General features: G+C 42.3%; 17 protein-coding genes. 5 read left to right on the top strand and 12 right to left on the bottom strand.

All coding sequences use genetic code 11. From position 1 onward, the window contains the following. Window positions 1–19 precede the first annotated feature (19 nt). Genes IGI73_RS07115 through IGI73_RS07105 form a run of 3 tightly spaced genes read left to right on the top strand, consistent with a single transcriptional unit; the run spans window position 20 to window position 3,628 of the window. Complete coding sequence (locus tag IGI73_RS07115; RefSeq protein ID WP_005225973.1) at window positions 20–775, top strand: DeoR/GlpR family DNA-binding transcription regulator; 756 nt, start codon at window positions 20–22, stop codon at window positions 773–775. Beyond that, complete coding sequence (gene pfkB / locus IGI73_RS07110) at window positions 772–1,689, top strand: 1-phosphofructokinase (RefSeq protein WP_428206302.1); 918 nt, start codon at window positions 772–774, stop codon at window positions 1,687–1,689. Before IGI73_RS07115 ends, pfkB begins: the two co-directional genes overlap by 4 nt. Before the next feature lie 13 nt (window positions 1,690–1,702). Then, on the top strand, window positions 1,703–3,628 hold the full coding sequence (locus IGI73_RS07105) for a PTS fructose transporter subunit IIABC (RefSeq protein ID WP_010748178.1): 1,926 nt from the start codon (window positions 1,703–1,705) through the stop codon (window positions 3,626–3,628). 42 nt (window positions 3,629–3,670) lie between these two features. Here the strand turns inward: IGI73_RS07105 and IGI73_RS07100 are convergent, their stop codons facing one another. Continuing rightward, the gene (locus IGI73_RS07100) at window positions 3,671–5,002 is read right to left on the bottom strand and encodes a hypothetical protein (RefSeq protein ID WP_428206303.1); all 1,332 of its coding nucleotides are present in this window, start codon (window positions 5,000–5,002) and stop codon (window positions 3,671–3,673) included. A 130-nt stretch (window positions 5,003–5,132) separates the two neighbouring features. Here IGI73_RS07100 and IGI73_RS07095 point away from each other — a divergent pair, with 130 nt between their 5' ends. After that, on the top strand, window positions 5,133–5,309 hold the full coding sequence (locus tag IGI73_RS07095) for an SPJ_0845 family protein (RefSeq protein WP_428206542.1): 177 nt from the start codon (window positions 5,133–5,135) through the stop codon (window positions 5,307–5,309). A gap of 112 nt (window positions 5,310–5,421) precedes the next feature. Here IGI73_RS07095 and IGI73_RS07090 read toward each other — a convergent pair whose 3' ends face one another. From IGI73_RS07090 to IGI73_RS07055, 8 genes are all read right to left on the bottom strand, one after another. Then, complete coding sequence (locus IGI73_RS07090) at window positions 5,422–6,303, bottom strand: helix-turn-helix transcriptional regulator (RefSeq protein WP_016610131.1); 882 nt, start codon at window positions 6,301–6,303, stop codon at window positions 5,422–5,424. Between the two features lie 171 nt (window positions 6,304–6,474). Next, complete coding sequence (gene yihA, locus IGI73_RS07085) at window positions 6,475–7,059, bottom strand: ribosome biogenesis GTP-binding protein YihA/YsxC (protein ID WP_005225967.1); 585 nt, start codon at window positions 7,057–7,059, stop codon at window positions 6,475–6,477. A 69-nt stretch (window positions 7,060–7,128) separates the two neighbouring features. Further along, window positions 7,129–8,373 carry an ATP-dependent Clp protease ATP-binding subunit ClpX gene (gene clpX, locus IGI73_RS07080; protein ID WP_010748174.1) on the bottom strand — a complete coding sequence of 415 codons (1,245 nt, stop codon included), beginning with the start codon at window positions 8,371–8,373 and terminating at the stop codon, window positions 7,129–7,131. Window positions 8,374–8,599: 226 nt separating this feature from the next. After that, window positions 8,600–9,883: a trigger factor gene (gene tig, locus IGI73_RS07075; RefSeq protein ID WP_005225965.1), complete on the bottom strand. Its 1,284-nt coding sequence runs from the start codon at window positions 9,881–9,883 to the stop codon at window positions 8,600–8,602. Between the two features lie 119 nt (window positions 9,884–10,002). Further along, window positions 10,003–10,950: a hypothetical protein gene (locus IGI73_RS07070; protein WP_118215736.1), complete on the bottom strand. Its 948-nt coding sequence runs from the start codon at window positions 10,948–10,950 to the stop codon at window positions 10,003–10,005. Window positions 10,951–10,987: 37 nt separating this feature from the next. Beyond that, window positions 10,988–11,818, bottom strand: a complete 831-nt coding sequence (locus IGI73_RS07065; protein ID WP_428206304.1) for an RDD family protein — start codon at window positions 11,816–11,818, stop codon at window positions 10,988–10,990. Window positions 11,819–11,820: 2 nt separating this feature from the next. Next, the gene (gene sppA / locus IGI73_RS07060) at window positions 11,821–12,852 is read right to left on the bottom strand and encodes a signal peptide peptidase SppA (protein WP_005225962.1); all 1,032 of its coding nucleotides are present in this window, start codon (window positions 12,850–12,852) and stop codon (window positions 11,821–11,823) included. A 31-nt stretch (window positions 12,853–12,883) separates the two neighbouring features. After that, on the bottom strand, window positions 12,884–13,174 hold the full coding sequence (locus IGI73_RS07055; protein ID WP_005225961.1) for a hypothetical protein: 291 nt from the start codon (window positions 13,172–13,174) through the stop codon (window positions 12,884–12,886). Window positions 13,175–13,619: 445 nt separating this feature from the next. Here IGI73_RS07055 and glmS point away from each other — a divergent pair, with 445 nt between their 5' ends. Beyond that, window positions 13,620–15,431, top strand: coding sequence for a glutamine--fructose-6-phosphate transaminase (isomerizing) (gene glmS, locus IGI73_RS07050; RefSeq protein WP_074934005.1), 1,812 nt, complete (start codon window positions 13,620–13,622; stop codon window positions 15,429–15,431). Window positions 15,432–15,722: 291 nt separating this feature from the next. On the opposite strand, the gene glmM is transcribed toward glmS, so the two are convergent. From glmM to cdaA, 3 genes are read right to left on the bottom strand one after another with little or no spacing between them, the layout of a single operon-like run. Then, window positions 15,723–17,078 (bottom strand): phosphoglucosamine mutase, encoded by a 1,356-nt coding sequence (glmM, locus tag IGI73_RS07045; protein WP_005225959.1) that lies wholly within the window; start codon window positions 17,076–17,078, stop codon window positions 15,723–15,725. A gap of 39 nt (window positions 17,079–17,117) precedes the next feature. Beyond that, a complete protein-coding gene (locus IGI73_RS07040) occupies window positions 17,118–18,209 on the bottom strand; it encodes a CdaR family protein (RefSeq protein ID WP_428206305.1) in 1,092 nt (363 codons plus the stop codon). Further along, entirely contained in the window at window positions 18,206–19,087 is an 882-nt protein-coding gene (cdaA, locus tag IGI73_RS07035; RefSeq protein WP_005235688.1) for a diadenylate cyclase CdaA, read from the bottom strand. The genes IGI73_RS07040 and cdaA overlap by 4 nt, the downstream gene beginning before the upstream one ends.

Genomic DNA, 19,087 nt, shown 5'->3' with positions numbered 1-19,087 from the left:
AGGTGAAGAGGTGATGAAAATGCTTACAGAGGAGCGTCATCAAGCGATTTTGGCACGATTGGAACAAGAAGAGATCGTCAAGGTCAGTGAACTGATTCAACTGTTAGATGCTTCAGAATCAACGATCCGTCGAGACCTGCAAGAGTTGGAAGACAAAGGATTTTTAGTCAGAATTCACGGTGGAGCCAAGAAAAGTCAGCAATTAGGCTTCGAACCAAACATGTCAGAAAAAACGGCGAAGTTTCAAACGGAAAAGCAAAAGATAGCAAGAGCAGCTGCCCAGACGATCAAAAATGGTGAAGTCATTTACTTAGATGCTGGAACAACGACCCTCGAAATGATTCCTTTCCTATCGGCTATCACAGGCCTTAAGGTGGTCACAAACTCCGTCAAACACGCTTCCCTATTGATCGATCACGGGATCGACACCATGATTTTAGGGGGGACCATTAAGATATCGACGAACGCTGTGTTAGGGATCAATGCGGGTGAACAACTGCGAAAACTACGCTTTAATCGTTGCTTTATGGGCATGAACGGGGCTCATTCTGAGGCTGGATTCACAACACCTGATCCAGAAGAAGCCCTGATCAAGCAGATCGCTTTAGAGCACAGTCAACAAGCCTATGTCTTGCTAGACCATTCCAAATTTCAGCAAACGACTTTTGCTCAAGTTGCCTTTATCGAAGGTGCGACGATCATCACCGATTATTGCCCAAAAAACTATTTAGCGAAATTCAGAGCAAAAACAACCATTATGGAGGTAATACAATGATTTACACAGTAACACTCAATCCATCGATCGACTTTATCGTCCATGTCGATCATTTGGAAATCGGCGCCCTTAATCGAATGAAACAAGACTTTAAACTTCCTGGCGGCAAAGGAATCAATGTCTCACGGATTTTGAAGCGCATCGGCATCGCCTCGACTGCCCTTGGTTTCGTTGGCGGATTTACTGGTCGTTTTATTGAAGAGTGGCTGACCAAAGAGGAAATCAACAGCAACTTTACCCAAGTCGCTGCGGACACACGAATCAATATCAAACTAAAATCCGGCGAAGAAACAGAAATCAACGGTCTTGGTCCAATCATTCGCCAGCAAGAAATTGCTGAATTGAAACACCAATTAGCCACTCTTTCTGCCGAAGACATCGTCATCCTATCAGGAAGTAAACCAGCTGGTCTTCCAACCGACTTTTATAAAGAATTGATCAAAATCGTTAAAGAAGCGGGTGCGGAATTTGTCATTGATACGACCGGCGCGGAACTTTTTGATGCTTTATTCGATCAGCCTTTGCTGATCAAACCAAATAATCATGAATTAGCCGAACTTTATGAAACTTCTTTTTCAACAATCGAAGATATTTTGCCTTATGGTCAAAGAATGCTAAAGGATGGCGCTAAAAATGTCATTGTCTCTCTAGGCGGCGATGGCGCCCTGCTCTTTACTGGCAATGAGATCTATCGATCCAATGTGTTGAAACGACCTTTGAAAAATTCAGTCGGCGCTGGAGATTCCATGATTGCTGGATTCATTGGGCGTTATGCAAAGACCAAAGATGTGGTTGAAGCATTCAAATGGGGAGTCGCTTGTGGCAGTGCCACTGCGTTTTCAGATGATTTAGCTGAGGCGTCATTTATCGAAGAATTACTACCGGAAGTCATAATTGAACAAGTGAATCTATAGGAGGATGGAAAAAATGAAAATCAATGAGTTGATGCTGAAAGATGCCATGATTATGGACTTACAAGCAACAGACAAAAAAGGTGCCATTGATGAAATGGTAGCAAAATTATATGCTGTCGGACGAATTTCAGATATCGAGGTCTACAAAGAAGGAATTCTTGCCCGAGAAGCTCAAACATCAACAGGGCTAGGTGACGGCATCGCAATGCCTCATGCCAAAAACAGTGCGGTCAAAGAAGCGACGGTCTTATTCGCAAAAAGTAATGCGGGTGTTGACTATGAGGCGTTAGATGGACAACCAACGTACCTCTTCTTTATGATCGCAGCACCAGAAGGAGCAAATGATACTCATTTACAAGCATTAGCAGCGCTATCTCGCTTGTTGATCGATCCAGACTTCGTTGCTAAATTAAAAACAGCGACGACTGCTGATCAAGTACAGCAACTTTTCTCAGAAGCTGAGGCACAGCAAGAAGCCGATGCTTTAGCAGAAGAAGCGGCAAACCAAGAAGCAGCACCCGCTAGCGAACGTCCCTATATCGTCGCAGTTACAGCTTGCCCGACAGGAATCGCCCATACCTACATGGCAGAAGATGCTTTGAAAAAGAAAGCCAAAGAGCTGGGTGTTGACATCAAAGTCGAAACAAATGGTTCAGAAGGAATCAAAAATCGTCTAACAGAAGCTGATATCGCCCGAGCTACTGGTGTAATCGTAGCTGCTGATAAAAAAGTAGAAATGGATCGCTTTGACGGCAAACATTTAGTAAACCGTCCTGTCAGTGATGGTATCCGTAAAACCGAGCAATTAATCAATGAAGCAATGAGCGGTACTGCTCCTGTTTTTCATGGTAGCGGCCAAGCTTCTGATAAAGAGGACGCTTCTGCTGATGGTTCAGTCGGTCAACGAATCTATAAAGATTTGATGAATGGTGTTTCTCATATGCTGCCATTTGTTATTGCCGGTGGAATCATGATCGCTATTTCCTTCATGGTGGACCAGTTCATGGGTGTCCCTCAAGATGCCTTGAGTCAATTAGGAAACTACAACCAAGCAGCTTCTTGGTTCAATCAAATCGGTAGCGCGGCATTTGGTTTTATGCTACCTGTCTTAGCTGGATTTATCGCTTCAAGTATCAGTGACCGACCTGGATTGATCGTCGGTTTTGCAGCAGGTGCGTTAGCAAATACAGGTGGTGCTGGTTTCTTAGGTGCCTTGATCGGCGGTTTCTTAGCTGGTTACGTCATCAAGTTCTTACGTTCATTATTCAAAGGCTTACCAAAATCATTAGAAGGAATCAAAACGATCCTCTTCTACCCTGTTTTCGGCCTATTGATCACTGGCTTCTTGATGTTACTGATCAACGTGCCAATGAAAGCTATCAACGACGGTTTGAACAGCTTCTTGACTGGCTTAAGTGGTACCAACGCAGCTTTACTTGGCGCTTTGTTAGCAGCGATGATGGCAGCCGATCTAGGCGGCCCAATCAACAAAGCCGCTTATGTTTTTGGTACTGCAACATTGGCAACGACCGTTGCTGAAGGTGGTAGCGTCGTGATGGCATCTGTAATGGCGGGCGGAATGGTTCCTCCATTAGCAATCTTTGTCGCAACGTTATTGTTCAAAAATAAATTTACAAAAGACCAAAAAGAAGCAGGTTTGACAAATATCGTCATGGGGCTGTCCTTCGTCACAGAAGGTGCGATTCCATTTGCAGCAGCAGATCCACTGCGAGCGATCCCAAGCTTTATCGTCGGTTCTGCCCTGACTGGTGCACTTGTCGGTGCCTTTGATATCCAATTGATGGCGCCACATGGTGGGATCTTCGTTGTCCTGCTATTATCTAAACCAATTTTGTTCTTGCTATTCATCTTGATCGGTGCGATCGTTTCTGGCGTCGTATTCGGTTTGTTGAAAAAAGCGCCTGAGCAAACAGCTTAATTGAAAAGACCCACAAGATCCTCGTGATCTTGCGGGTCTTTTTCATTCTTGATTGGTAAAAAGCTGCTGCTCGACTAGCTTTTGGGTGTTCATAAAATACACTCGTAGTTTTTTCCCATCCTTCTTTAGATTGACCCATGTATATTTGCGCGTGCGGTGCAGATAGCCAAAATGAACATCAGGCATGGCCGCTTTCAAAGCATCTAGCGGTAAGTGCTTCAAAGCAGTCTCTGGCAAATAAAATTGCAGGCAAGCAGTATAGTCTTTAAAACGATCCTCTGAATATTCAATCTCAAGATGACTACGAATATAGAATGAATAAGCCTCTACCCCATCGTCTATCGTTAGTTCTGGCTTTAATACGATATAATCCATCATGCGCAACCGCTCTTGATCCACCCAAGGAAAATACGCTTGGGCATTCAGATACCCTTTCACTCGCCGCTCTTGATACTCTTCGTTCACGAGGTCGAAGCTTCTGGTGACAAAATGTGTCGCGCTGCGTTTTGTTGTTGGCTGCAGTCGATCATTTTGGTATTGAATGGTTTGGATCAAGTGATCGCCAAAGGCATATTCAATATATGGTTCTCTCAAAATACCCACCCCGTTATCCCAAGTCAATTGATCGATTCCAGTTTGATCGCGAAACAATCGCTGGTAGGATAGGTTCAATTCGTGATCCCACTGGAAAGGATCTCGATACAATTCCACCATCACAACCCCTTGGTCTCTTACCTGCACTTGCTCCACCTGCTGCGCATCAGTAATGATCACCTGAGGAATGATATGTGCGTAGAATGCCGAAAAGTACATGCGCCAGCAAGAAGTCAGTGTATAGCCATTGTAAAAGACGTCGTAACCAGAAAACTGATTGCAGTCGATGACGATTTCTTGTTCAAAATTTTTCCGCTTCGGTAACGCGTTGATTTCAGCAATCGATTGAAAATTTTGCCTTTTCTCGATTCCCTCGACGTTATGCATCAAGTACTCATCATATGAACGCAAATAGCCGAACAAGCCATCTCTTTGCATCGTTTCATCGAAGTAACTTAAAATCACGGGTTTTTGCGTGGAAAATACGTCTTTCGTAAACAGGTGCCGTTGTAAAACAGCCTCTTGAATGATATGGATACTGGACTCATTTTGGCCGTCCGTCACAATCAATTCCGTATTGATTTCTTCAGGGGCGCTATGCAGTAGTTGACTGACCTCATCCAAATCATAAGGTTTCTTTGCTTGCTGATTGAAGTAGTATTCCGTCGGCTGATAGCTAAGACGAACCAAAGCGAACCAATTTTCAATCAACAAACGCAACTGCGCTGCTTCCATTTGGGTTGATTGTAGAAAGCCATAGATTTTTTCAGTTTTGATCATCGCTATCCCTCTTTTCTATGCCCTTTCTTTAATTATAGTAAAGGGGGAAACGATTGAACACTATTTCGCTTTTTTTTTGATGAAATCTACCACCGTTCGTGGTAAACTTAAGGCGCTTGGAGGTGAACCTATGGGCTTAAAATTCCAACGAGAAGACTCGCTAGATAAAATGTTTGATGATTTTGCCTTTCTTCCCGATAACGACAAAGACAAGAAAAAGCAGGAAAACGATATTGAGCGTTTCTTGAAAAACGAATCTTATGAAGAGAAAAAAACACATCCTAAAGATAGTAAGAAAGCAGATTAATAAAAAAGGCAAAGGACGCGTCAGCCCCTTGCCTTTTTTACTTGCCAAAATAGAAAATGAGCCACTGAAGCTACATAAGTTCAACGATCAGAATCATCATCTAGAGGTTTTCTTATAGCTCTTCATACAACATGCTTTGACGTAATCGCACCAAACCAATGGTCAACAAGCAGAGAATAAAAAAGATGGTTGTTAAGATCGTCATCACGAAGATCACCACAAAAATCGGTGAGCTTGTAAAACGAATCATTGGTTCAAAGATAGTGGTTTTAATCAAGTCAGGGATCTCAGAGACTAAGAGTTGTTGAATCGCTTGGTTAAAATCTTCCGTTGATGAATTTGCGGGCAAAACAGCCATAAAACTCCCTACACCATAATTTGCGACCCCAATCCAAGCAATTGCGACATTTGCTAGAGCGAGCCAGCCAACGCCAAGATTACCGACAACGATCGAACCGATCGCAAGATTGCCAATCCCAACTAATAAGCCAAAGCAGAGATTCCCTATTGCAATGACACCGATACTGACTGTCCCAATTCCCAACATTCCGAAGGACAATAAGCCAATCGATAAAAAGCCTAAACTGACAACCCCCAAAGCAATAATCCCTTTGGCTTTGACACCAAGGCTAAACCAGCCGCTGGCAGTTGGTAGCTCTTTCATCAGCACAAAAAACGCTCGAACACTCGTCACTTGATTCAGTAATAAGAATAAATTGGGAATCAAAATGTGCATTAACGGAAGCCGCAGAACCGTCCGTTCACTTTTGTATTCATAATAGTAGGTTTCTTTCTTTTCTTTTAATAGGTCTTCCACTGGTGTGCCTAATAAATCGGCTAGACGGACCAATGTCTCGATGTCTGGCAACCCATTTCCTCGTTCCCATTTTGAAATGGCCTTATCAGAAACAAATAACCTCGCAGCTAATTCCTTCTGTGTTAAATTATGTCTTGATCGATACTCTTTTAATTTTTTACTTAATGATTCATGCATTCGACCACACCTCCTTGTTACAAGTTTAACAAATAACAAGGAGATTTTCGCTAAAATGGAGCAAATTCAGCACTCTACGCTGCGTAGAATAGCTTAAATCAGCTGATTTCCACTGTAAAATGAGAAAAACCGAAGTAAAGGACTATCTTGCTTCGGTTTCCTAAATGATAATTATTTTATTGCTGCTTCAATCGCTTTCCACGCTTCTTCTTTTCCTTGTTTGGTAATGGAAGAAAAGAGGATAAACGTATCTGCTGGATCAAAGGATAATGCTTTTTTGATCATGCTTTCATGCTTGTTCCATTTCCCGCGAGGGATTTTGTCTGCTTTGGTGGCGACCACGATCACTGGAATCTCGTAGTATTTCAAAAACTCATACATTTGAATATCTTCTTGTGAGGGGGCATGACGCAAATCAACAAGAGATACGACTGCACGCAGTTGCTCTCTTTGTTCAAGATATGTCTCAATCATTTTCCCCCATTTCGCTCGCTCTGTTTTCGATACTTTTGCATAGCCGTAGCCGGGGACATCGACAAAATGCAGCGTATTTTCAATCAAATAAAAGTTCAGCGTTTGCGTCTTCCCAGGTTTTGATGAGGTACGGGCTAAATTTTTACGATTGATCAATGTATTGATGAAGGATGACTTTCCGACATTTGAGCGGCCTGCTAAGGCAATCTCCGGTAAAGGTGTAGCTGGATATTGTGCTGGAGAAACGGCACTGATGACGATTTCAGCATCATGTACTTTCATCGAATCGCTCCTTTCTATTTTTTCAAAAAGAAATCCGGATAGCAATGAAACTATCCGACTTGGTCTCGATTAGACTGCTTTTTTGGTCTCTTCATTGTAAATGATTTTTGGTTCACCAAGTCCTTTTGCCGCTTCTTCCGTGATGGTGACTTTTTGGATCGACTCATCAGAAGGGACATTGAACATGACATCCATCATGATATTCTCGATGATCGAACGCAACCCACGAGCACCGGTATTTCGCTCAATGGCTTGCGCAGCAATGGCACGCAAAGCCTCTGGCTCAAATTCCAGCTCGGTGTCATCTAATGCCATTAACTTTTGGTATTGTTTGACCAGCGCATTTTTTGGTTCAGTCAAAATATGCACTAAATCATCTACTGTTAATTTCTCTAGCGCAGCCATCACTGGCAAGCGGCCAATAAATTCAGGAATCAAACCGAATTTAAGCAAGTCTTCAGGAATGATTTGCTGCATCACGCTTTCGCCTTCTTCAAGGCGCTTATTGTTCGTGCCAAAACCAATTGTTTTTTCACCTAAACGGTTTTTAACGATGGTTTCGATTCCGTCAAACGCCCCGCCAACGATAAAGAGAATATTGGTGGTATCAATTTGGATCATCTCTTGATGTGGATGTTTCCGTCCACCTTGTGGCGGTACACTAGCAGTCGTTCCTTCTAGGATCTTCAGCAATGCTTGCTGTACGCCTTCACCGGATACGTCACGAGTAATCGATACATTTTCACTCTTACGGGCGATTTTATCGATCTCATCAATATAGATGATTCCTTTTTCTGCCATTTCTACGTTATAATCAGCAGCTTGTAACAGTTTCAAAAGAATGTTTTCCACATCTTCACCGACATAGCCGGCTTCTGTCAAACTGGTTGCATCAGCGATTGCAAAAGGCACGTTTAGTGAACGTGCTAAAGTTTGTGCCAAAAATGTTTTCCCAGAACCTGTTGGTCCGATCAAGCAAATATTGCTTTTTTGTAATTCTACATCTTCTGCTGTCGTTTCTACATTGACCCGTTTGTAGTGATTGTAAACCGCTACAGCCAATGTCCGTTTCGCACGATCTTGTCCAATCACATATTCATTGAGAACATTCAGTAGTTCTTGCGGTTTCGGCACTTCGGTAAATTCACGAATTGCTTCTTCGTAAAACTCTTCATCAATGATTTCTTTACACAAATCGATGCATTCATTACAGATATAGACCCCAGGACCTGCAACGATCTTTTTCACCTCTTCTTGCGTTTTGCCACAAAAAGAACAACGAACAGCTTCATTACCGTTTGTATTATCGTACATACTGTTCACCCCTTGAAAATTTTCCAACCTATTTAAAGGAGTGGAATTTTGTTTACTAACTTTGCAGTCTTAAACAATCATATCATAACTTTTTTGAAAGAAAAAGTTCTTTTTACGTTGCCTAACGTTTTCTTATCATTTGTTAGTAATTGTTAAACTAGCCCCTCTTACTCCCAAGAAAAAACGGCAAACACCGCTAGATGTTCGCCGTTTTTAAGCATTTTGCTTACGCTTCTTTTGCAGTACCTGTGACAAGTTCAACTGCTTTCTTCATCGTGATATCATGTTTCAACATGTCTTCTGTTAAGACGCGTTTGATTTGATCCACTGGCATGTTGTAAGCTTCAGAAAGTTCTTTGATTTCGTTTTCGATATCTTCTTCTGTTGCTTCCAAACCTTCTGCTTTAGCGATTGCTTCAATAACAAGGTTTGTTTTCACGCGGGTTTCTGCTTCACCTTCAAATTGTGTGTGCAGATCTGCTTCAGTTGAACCAGTTAATTGATAATACATTTCTGGTGAGATTCCTTGACGTTGCATGTTGTTCAAGAATTCATCCATTGAACGGTGTACTTCATCATGAACCATTGAATGTGGTAATTCAACGATTTCTGCGTTTTCAACTGCTTGACGGATCGCAGCTTCATCTTTTGCATCTTCAGCTGCTTTTTCTTTTGTTTCAGTCAATTCAGCACGGTATTTTTCTTTTAATTCAGCTAATGATTCAACGCTGTCATCAACGTCTTTTGCGAATTCATCATCTAATTCAGGAAGTTCTTTTGCTTTTACTTCGTGAACAGTTACTTTGAAGACTGCTTCTTTACCAGCTAAATCTTCTGCTTGATAATCTTCTGGGAAAGTAACGGTAACGTCTTTGCTATCACCAGCTTTTGTTCCTACTAATTGTTCTTCAAAACCAGGGATGAATGAGTTTGAGCCAAGTTCAAGTGAGTAGTTTTCACCTTTGCCGCCTTCAAATGTTTCTTCCCCTAAGAAGCCTTCAAAGTCGATAACGACTGTGTCGCCATTTTCAGCTGCTTCGTCTTCTTTGATAACTAATTCAGCTTGTGCTTCTTGTTCACGTTTGATGCGTGCATCCACGTCTTCTTCTGTGACTTCACGGTCTTGTTTTTCAACTGTTAATTCTTTGTAATCACCAAGTTTTACTTCAGGTTTTACAGTAACTTCTGCTTTGATAACCCAATCTTGGCCTTTTTCCATGCTGTCAACGTCGATTTTTGGTTGCGCAACAGGATCGATCCCTGCTTCTTTTACAGCAGCTTCATAAGCTTCTGGAAGAACAGCGTTCAATGCATCTTCATACAACGCTTCTTCGCCGTACATACGGTTAAATACTTGGCGTGAAACTTTCCCTTTACGGAAGCCAGGTACGTTAAGATTGCCTTTCACTTTATTGAATGCAGTCGTCAAGCCTTTTTGGATTTCTGCTTGAGCGATCGTAAATGTCAAAACACCATCATTGGTGCCTGTTTTTTCCCATTTTGCAGTCATTTATTTCCCTCCGAATATTAATTGATTTACATATGAAATAGCTTCATGCATACCTTTAAATAGTACACTAACGTTGTTTAATTGTAAACATTTTACCATGAAAGTTGCGAATTTTTCTTTCAGCGAATGCTCAATCGTAGGATATTGCGTAGGTGTCGTTTGCGTTCTTCTATTTCATTCGCTGCTTTTAGCTGTTCTTTTTCTTCAAATAACCCACGATAATCTTCAATGTAGCTTGCCACCCATGCTTTTGCCTCCTCTTTTGCAGGTAAAAATGGGTAGCTGATGGCTAAATGATCATTGATTTCTGCTGAGACGCTTTCTGCTAAAATCGGATCTTCTTGGGCGATCGTTTCGTCAATCTCTTTCTGGATCGCTTTAACAGCGGCATCTTCTTGCAAAAGTTTTAACTCTTTCGGAACGATTTGCTGCATATTCCCAAGGTAATCGATCAGTTCAAAAGGTTCGTCCACTTCAAGACGCACGAGCTCATCCACTAATTTGGGCAGTAAATATGGATTTTTGATGGAAGCTAACGTTTCATGCATCAGCGTGACAAATTGTGGTTTGGTAATGGCTTGGGTAAAAACGTGCCATTCTGTTGCACTCACCGGTTGATTGGCTTCATCTAATGCACGTAAATGCTTGCGTTTCCCATGAAAATCTTCCAGCCCTAAAATTTGCTGCACTTCTTCTACCTTTGCTAATTCACTTGCTAACTGTTCCTGATAGCGGCTTGCAATTTTTGTTTTTTTACCTAATGTAAGCCAGCGCCGAGCTTTTAAATACTGACCATCCAAGATCAGCAGATGACCAATTTGTAAATACCCGTCGGTTTCTTTTAGATAATCATCCAAATAGTCTTCCGCCAGATCTAACGCTTTGGCAAAATCATTCAACTGCTGCAGACATTCAACAAGCCATTGATTGATCTCAAAACTGGCATTTTTTTGATAGAGTTCATTGTACAGGCGAAAAGCTTGCAAAAACTCCTTTGACTGGTAGGCTTTTTCTGCCGCCAGCCGAAGCCGTTCATTTGGTCCTGGGAAATCAATCGTCTCACCCATTCTCGATCCCTCCTTTACTACTTGCTTGATCTGCTAGTTAGTTTTGTGCGCCAATCATTACGTGATTGGCATCCACCTGTTTATTGAAAGCTTTGATCAGATTAATGGTCACCACACTGGTTTCTGCAAAATAATCCGCAGCCTGCTGCTTATTTTTATTAAAGACGATTGGTAAATAACCGAGATAAAAGAAAAGATTGAATTGTAATACGTAGCGTCCGCATAGCTCGCGAATCAACACGGTTTGCCAGCTGAGTTCTTCCTCTACAAAAGAAACCACTCGAATGCCAAAAAGCATTTTTCCAATCGTTTGACCATGATTTAGCTTTGTCATTAGAACAAAATAGCCTAGATAGATTGCTAAGGCACAGAAGTTGTAAAGGCCAAACCGCTGACTGGTTGCCGTTAAATTCGCTAGATTGTAGATACTACCGATCGTTATTTGGGTAATCGCTCGGATCACCAACACATCAACGAGATAAGCAAAGAAACGAATCCAAAACCCAGCAAAAAAGTAGCTAGGAAAATCATTGAAGAACCGTTTGTCTTCTGCCTGTTTTTCAGGTTCTTCATACCGTTGCCAGGCTTGTTGTTTTTCCTCGATCTCGCTTTGGGTATACTCTTCTTCTTTAAAAGACGTTAAGACTTGTTGGTAAAAATCATCGGGATGATTTACTTGTGCGTTCCTCATCGCTTTGTTGGCACTTACTGGTTCGGTTGTTTCTGAAACCTGTGCCTCAGTTGGCACATCCGTATGACCGGTTGACGGTGTCGAGGTTTCCCGCTGTTCCCTTTGATCGATTGACGTACTTGTGTGATTGTCATCCCTTGACGATGTGCCAGCGGAATACTTGTTTTTCTCTGTCATAGTCATTCACCTCCATAGTAATAAAGAGGTTTCGGAGCATCGCTGGTTCCAAGGCTTTCCATCAATTGGATCACTCGCTCTGTGTTTGATTCTTTTAATCCTTGTAGTTCGGCTAAACTTGAACCTAACCAAGTAGAAGCAAATCCAGTAGAGGAAACATCATAGCTGAAAATCTCGGCATCTTCCAAGCCTAGATCTGCTTGCATTGCTGCTAATGTATCTTCAGGAAAACCGATTTCATCCACTAAACCAACGGACACTGCTTGCTGCCCATCATAGATGCGGCCATCAGCGATCTTTCTAACGGCTTCTTCTGTCATGCCACGTCCTTCTGCCACGATTTTTACGAACCGACCATAGGCATTGTCGACATAGGTCTGCAAGACTTCCTTGTCGGCTTCTGTGGGTTCTCTCGTTGATGAACCTACATCTTTTAGTGCGCCACTTTTATACGTATTGTCTTCGATCCCTAGCTTTTCGAATAAGCCAGCATAGTTTAGCCCTGACATGATCACCCCGATTGAACCAGTAATGGTTTCATCCGTTGCAAAAATTTTATCAGCACCTGCCGAGATATAATAACCGCCACTGGCTGCCATGTTTTTCATACTGACATACATTGGAATCCCTAACTCTTTGATTTTTGCTAACTCACGAGCGATCTCCGCACTTTCATAGACGCCGCCTCCTGGGGTATTGACTTCCATCAAGATGCCCCCAATAGTTGGATCTTCTTGGATCATCCGTAGTTCTTCTAAAAATCGCTGATGATCATAAGATTCTGTTGTGAATAAGCCACCACTGGAGCTGCTGGCGATGGTTCCTTCTAAAGATAAGCGAACAATACGATTGTCTTGATCTCCGGCAACTAACGTTGTCTCTTCGATCGCATTACTTCCGTAGAACAAAGCATTTAACCCTTGCAGCGTTTGAGTTTCCTCTTGCTCTGGACGATTTGTGATTACTGAAAAAACCCCCGAGCAGATAAATAACCCTGCTGCGATCGCCGCTGCGATCCATCTTCTTTTATTCATTTTCCCACCTAACTTTTCACCTTTCCCATTTTTAGTATAGATTTTTGATGACGATCACTGCTTCTTCGTCTCCAACCGCATCAAATTTCTCGCTTTTTTCAGCTAAGACGTAGCCACCAAAAAATTCCTTTGTCAGTTCATCCTGGACTTCGAATGTTTGCGCGGTTTCCACGGTGACTGATCCAGGCAAAATTTCTTGCAAGCTGTCCCAGCCCGTATCCAACATGACCTTTGTTTCATCTGTGACATTAGGATCTTTTTCTATCGCAGCTACCATTTTCTTTAGCTCTGAAAAAGTCATACAATTTACAAATTCTGGCATTTCATTCCCTCACTTTCTTACTTTTTTATTGTAGCGAACTTAAAAAAAAAAGCATAGCTTTATGAGGAAATTTCTTGGGAATCTTATTCGACAAAGCTATGTCAGCTGTTTTGATTTCCTTTAAACAGGTTCAAATCAACCTTACCAATAACTATACCAATTATTTTTATATAACTTTGAGTTGACAGAAACAGGAATAAATATTATGATATTGCTTGTATTTCTATAAAATATCTCACAAGGAGGATAGATAGACCAATAAGGATAGCGCCTGATCTGGAAACAGATGACGAGGAAAGAGTTTATCGAAACATTCGGCGGATGACTCTAGGGACTGCACTCTACAGGCAAGAACAAATCTCATCGTAAGGTGATGACAAAGACTTGCTACGCAGATAGAAATACATAATGCCAAACTAAATTTTTTGAAAGTAGGATTATCATTATGTGTGGAATTGTAGGAATCGTAGGAAAATCAAATGCAGAACGAATTATTTTGAACGGATTGGAACGCTTAGAGTATCGCGGCTATGACTCAGCAGGTCTTTATGTCGCTGATCGGACTTCGGATCACTTAATTAAAGCCCAAGGAAGAATCAAAAACTTGGAAGAAAAAGTGACTTCTGAAGTAACAGGAACGATCGGTATCGGACATACCCGTTGGGCGACCCACGGCAAGCCATCAGAAATGAACGCTCATCCTCACACTTCAGCAAACCAAGCACTCGTGTTGGTTCATAACGGTGTGATCGAAAACTTTGAAGAGCTTCATCAAGAATATTTAAGCAACCACCAATTTGAAGGTCAAACAGATACGGAAATCGTTGTTCATTTGATTGAAGCATTGAAGGAGCAAGACAACAGCACGACCAAAGCAGCCTTTAAAAAAGCTTTGTCCTTGATTCGCGGCTCTTATGCCTTTGCCTTAGTAGAAAAAAATGATCCAGAAACCATTTATGTTGCCAAAAACAAAAGTCCTTTATTGATCGGTTTGGGAGATGGGTTCAATGTCATCTGCAGCGATGCCTTAGCAATGCTCGATCAAACGACTCACTTTGTTGAGATCGAAGATGGCGAAATGGTGACCGTAACAGCCGATGCGATCGAAATTGAAGATCCAAAAGGAAACCTTGTGTACCGTGAGTCTTATGAAGCACAACTAGATCTGACTGACATCGAAAAAGGAACATACCCTTACTACATGTTAAAAGAAATCGATGATCAACCAACTGTGATGCGCCGCTTGATTCAAGAATATCAAGGAGAATCTGGTGAAGTAGTGATCGATCCAGCGTTAAAAAACGAACTTTTAGCTAGCGATCGAATCTACATCATTGCTTGTGGTACTAGCAATCATGCGGGCTGGGCAGCAAAAGCCATTTTAGAAAAACTAACACAGATCCCTGTTGAGGTTCATTTATCTAGTGAGTTTGGCTACAACATGCCATTGTTGTCAGCAAACCCCTTCTTCTTGTTCTTATCACAAAGTGGTGAAACGGCAGATAGCCGTCAAGTATTAGTGACGATCAACCAGTTAGGTCTTCCTAGTCTGACGATTACCAACGTTGCTGGTTCTACTCTTTCTCGAGAAGCGAACCATACCTTATTGCTTCATGCTGGTCCAGAAATCGCTGTTGCCTCTACAAAGGCGTATACTGCACAGATCGCAGTGATGACGTTATTAGCAAAAGCCATTGGTGATGAAAAAGCTGTTCCTGAAGCATTGGACTTTGATGTTTTCCATGAACTAAGCATCGTTGCTTCTGCAATGGAGGCTTTAGTGGATGAAAAAGCTGTTATCAGTCAATTTGCTGAGGATTTCCTTTCCGAAACCCGTAATGCGTTTTACATTGGACGTGGAAATGATTACTATGTATCGATGGAAGCGGCATTGAAATTAAAAGAAATTTCTTATATCCAAGCGGAAGGCTTTGCGGCTGGTGAATTAAAACACGGCACCATCGCGTTGATCGAAGAAGGTACACCAGTGATCGGTGTGATCACGGAAGAAGTGACCGGCTCTCATACGCGAGGCAATTTGAAAGAAGTCGAATCTCGTGGGGCTCATACCCTTGTGATCGTTAGCCAAGAATTAGCAAAAGCGACTGATCAAATCATTTTACCAAACGTTCACCCATTGGTAACAAGCTTAGTGGCAGTCGTTCCAACACAGCTGCTGGCTTACTTTGCCACTTTACAGCGCGGATTCGACGTTGATAAACCAAGAAACTTAGCAAAATCCGTTACCGTTGAATAAGTTTTTTAAAAGATTGAAACCGAATTGGTTATCTTCTGTATAATAAAAAGAACTCCTCGTTCGATGACTCGATCGTTCATAGGGGTTCTTTTTTTCTTGTCTACTGCACAACAAATCCGAAAAGACTTTTAAAAGCAACTATCCTTCGCAAGGCTTGCCCACTGCGTCTCCTCTGTTAAGCGTTGCCGACAAAATCGTTGACAAGTTTCTCTAATTCGCAAGTTGGCTTCTTGCTGGTAAGTAGACAAAAAAGACGACCAAAGACATCCTTTGGTCGTCTTACTTCTTTATTTATTCCGCACCGATTTCCTCTCGAACGACCGCTGCGATTTTTTCTACATAGTAATCGACTTTTTCAATGGTTGGCGCTTCTGCCATCACCCGAAGCAATGGTTCTGTTCCTGAAGGGCGAACCAAGATACGGCCTTCGCCGTTCATTTCTGCTTCTGTCTCTTCCACGATTTTACGGATAGCTGGAACATCCATCGCGCCATTTTTATCTGTCACTCGAATGTTGACAAGTTTTTGTGGATAGATCGTTACCTCTCCTGCTAATTCCGACAGTTTCTTGCCCGTTTGTTTCATGATATTCAATAGTTGAATTCCTGATAGCAAACCGTCACCTGTCGTATTGAAATCCAAGAAAATCATGTGACCTGATTGCTCGCCACCAAAATTATAATCGTTTTTACGCATTTCTTCGACGACATAACGGTCACCGACTTGTGTGATGACATCTTTCAGTCCAATTGCTTCCACTGCTTTATGGAACCCTAAATTGCTCATGACTGTTGTCACGATCGTTCCTTGGTTCAAGCGCTTTTGCTCCGCTAAATATTTCGCACAGATATACATGATTTTATCGCCATCAACGATGTTTCCTAGTTCATCTACTGCGATGACCCGATCACCATCTCCATCAAACGCAAGACCAGCATCCGCCCCTTTTTCAACGACAAATTCAGCTAACGCTTCAGGGTGAGTCGATCCCACACCATCATTAATGTTCAACCCGTCTGGAGACGTCCCCATTGTGAAGAATTCTGTTTCTAGATCGGCAAACAAACGATTGACACTTGTTGCTGTTGCGCCATTTGCTGCATCAACACACACCGTGATTCCTTCCAAATCATCAGGAATCGTTTGACGTAGAAATTGAGAGTATTTCAACAACCCTTCTGGAAACTCATCCACCGTTCCTAAGCCATCGGCAGAAGGACGTGGAAGTGTGTCTTCCGGCGCATCAAGTAATGCTTCAATTTCAGCTTCTTGTTCATCGACTAATTTAAAGCCATCATTCCCGAAAAACTTGATGCCATTGTCTTGTGCAGGATTGTGAGAGGCAGAGATCATTACACCTGCACTCGCTTTTTGCACTTTCGTCAAGTACGCAACACCCGGTGTAGAAATAACACCTAATTGGAATACCTCGATCCCGACAGATAATAGTCCAGCGATCAATGCATTTTCTAGCATCTGTCCAGAAATCCGTGTGTCCCGTCCCACCAAAACACGGGGACGGCGGTCCCCAGTTTCATGCTGACTTAATACATAGCCGCCGTAACGACCTAATTTAAATGCTAATTCAGGTGTCAACTCCTTGTTTGCTTCTCCTCTAACACCATCAGTACCAAAATATTTTCCCATTTTAATAACCTCTCTTATTCATTCTCTACAGTCAAACGACTAAGAACTGCTTGTCGTCGTGCTGCTTGCGGAATTCTCTGTTTGTTCTTGCGTCGTGTCGACTGTCGAAGAATTGGCTTGAGAATTCGCACTGTTCGTTGCTTCATCGCCATCATTGTTTGATTGATTCTCAGTAGTTGTTTCTGCAACCGGAGTGATTTGGATCGTCACTACTGTTGGATTGATCGTTGTTCCCTCTGGTACTGGAATCGTTACTGTCCGTTCGGTCGTGGTTGTGATCTCACTAACATCCACTGGGACACCGATCTGCTGGGTCTCATCCAAAATACTTTGTGGTCCTGTTAGCACCGCACTGATACTACTCATCCGGTAGATGTAATGAGAGATCCCATCTGGTGTTGTCCCCTGTTGAGTGACAAACAATTCAATTTCTTTGCTTGGCGCTTCCATCATCAATGCCACATCGACCGAATCTGGCTCAGGAATGATCGCTAAAGGATTGTTTTCACTATCCCAAGCCTCGATCGTTCCATCCACCGTGATCGAATCGCCAGTAATATCATCTGGATTCACGATCGCTACCACTCGGTCGATTTCTGCCAGTGTCTTATCGCCAGTAGTGATCTCTACTTCTTGCGGTTCAACACTCATTGAATCAACGCCGTAACCACTCGTTGATCCATCAGTCGAGATGACTGGCTCAACGGTAAACGTTTGGGTGACTTTTTTCTCGATCGTCACAGTGACGGTTTTGGGTTCGATTTCGGCTGTCACACTTGAGCTAAGATTTTTCACTTCTAAAGGGACCTCATGGGTTCCTTCATCAAGTCCAGTCAAATCAGCAACTACTCGAAAGCTCCGCGTTTCCTCGCTACGTTCAGCATTCAATTGCACCCGATTTCGACTAGACAAAGTCACGTCTACTGTTGTTTCAAATCCTTGGATAAAGTATTCATCTGTGTCATAGGTGGTCTGAATCGGTACATTATCGATCTCTTCCTCATAAGGATTTGAAGTTCCTGCAAGGTTGACTTGCAGGCTTGATCCGCTGGCGATGAAAAACAGAACCAGACTAAAGAACAGCGCTAGTATACCATAAAATACGTTTTGACGACGTTCTCTCTTGATCATTTTCTTCCTCCTTTGTTGACCCCTTCAAAGAAAGATTGCAGCAAGTTGCGTTTACCAGGCTTTTCTTCTGGCACTAATTCGCGATTCAACACGTCGAGATACTCTTGTCGCGAAAGCTCAGTAAGCATCCGATTATTCAGGGTAATACTGACGTCTCCCGTCTCCTCTGAGACGATAATGGTCAACGCATCACTAACTTCTGAAATCCCGACAGCCGCTCGATGGCGCGTCCCAAATTCTTTGGGAATCAACGGACTTTCTGACAGTGGTAAGTAGGCACTAGCAACAGCGATCTTATCATCTCTTAAGATGACTGCACCATCGTGTAGCGGTGTATTGGGAATAAAAATATTGATCAGTAATTCGCCCGTCACGTCCGCATCTAAAGGAATCCCCGTTTCAATATATTCTTCTAACCCCGTCGTCCGTTCGATCGTGATCAATGCACCAATTTTTCGTTTTGCCATATATTGAACAGCTTTGTCCAACGCTTGGACCAACACTTCATCCCGTCGTTTTTCATTCTTAGAAGTCTTGAAGAAAGAGCTACGGCCAAGATGCTCCAGCCCTCGTCGAATTTCTGGTTGGAAAATAACAATCGCGGCGATCACCCCATATGTGATGACTTGATCCATCAACCAAGATAGCGTCTTTAATCCTACGATACCTGCCAAAAACCTTAGAACAATGAATAGGCCGACGCCTTTAAACAACTGGATCGCTTTTGTTCCTCGCACAAGCTGGATCAGCTTATAAACCAAGTACCAAACAACGATCACATCTAAAACATTTACTAAAAATGACCAAGAAAATATATCAAATGAGAGCAATTCTCTCCAATAATCTAAATTAAAAAAATCCCTGAAATTTATCAACAT

The sequence above is a fragment of the Enterococcus sp. DIV0755f genome, assembly GCF_051713725.1.
In the GTDB taxonomy this organism is placed as follows: domain Bacteria; phylum Bacillota; class Bacilli; order Lactobacillales; family Enterococcaceae; genus Enterococcus_D; species Enterococcus_D casseliflavus.
This window is presented reverse-complemented; position numbering and strand designations above follow the sequence as displayed.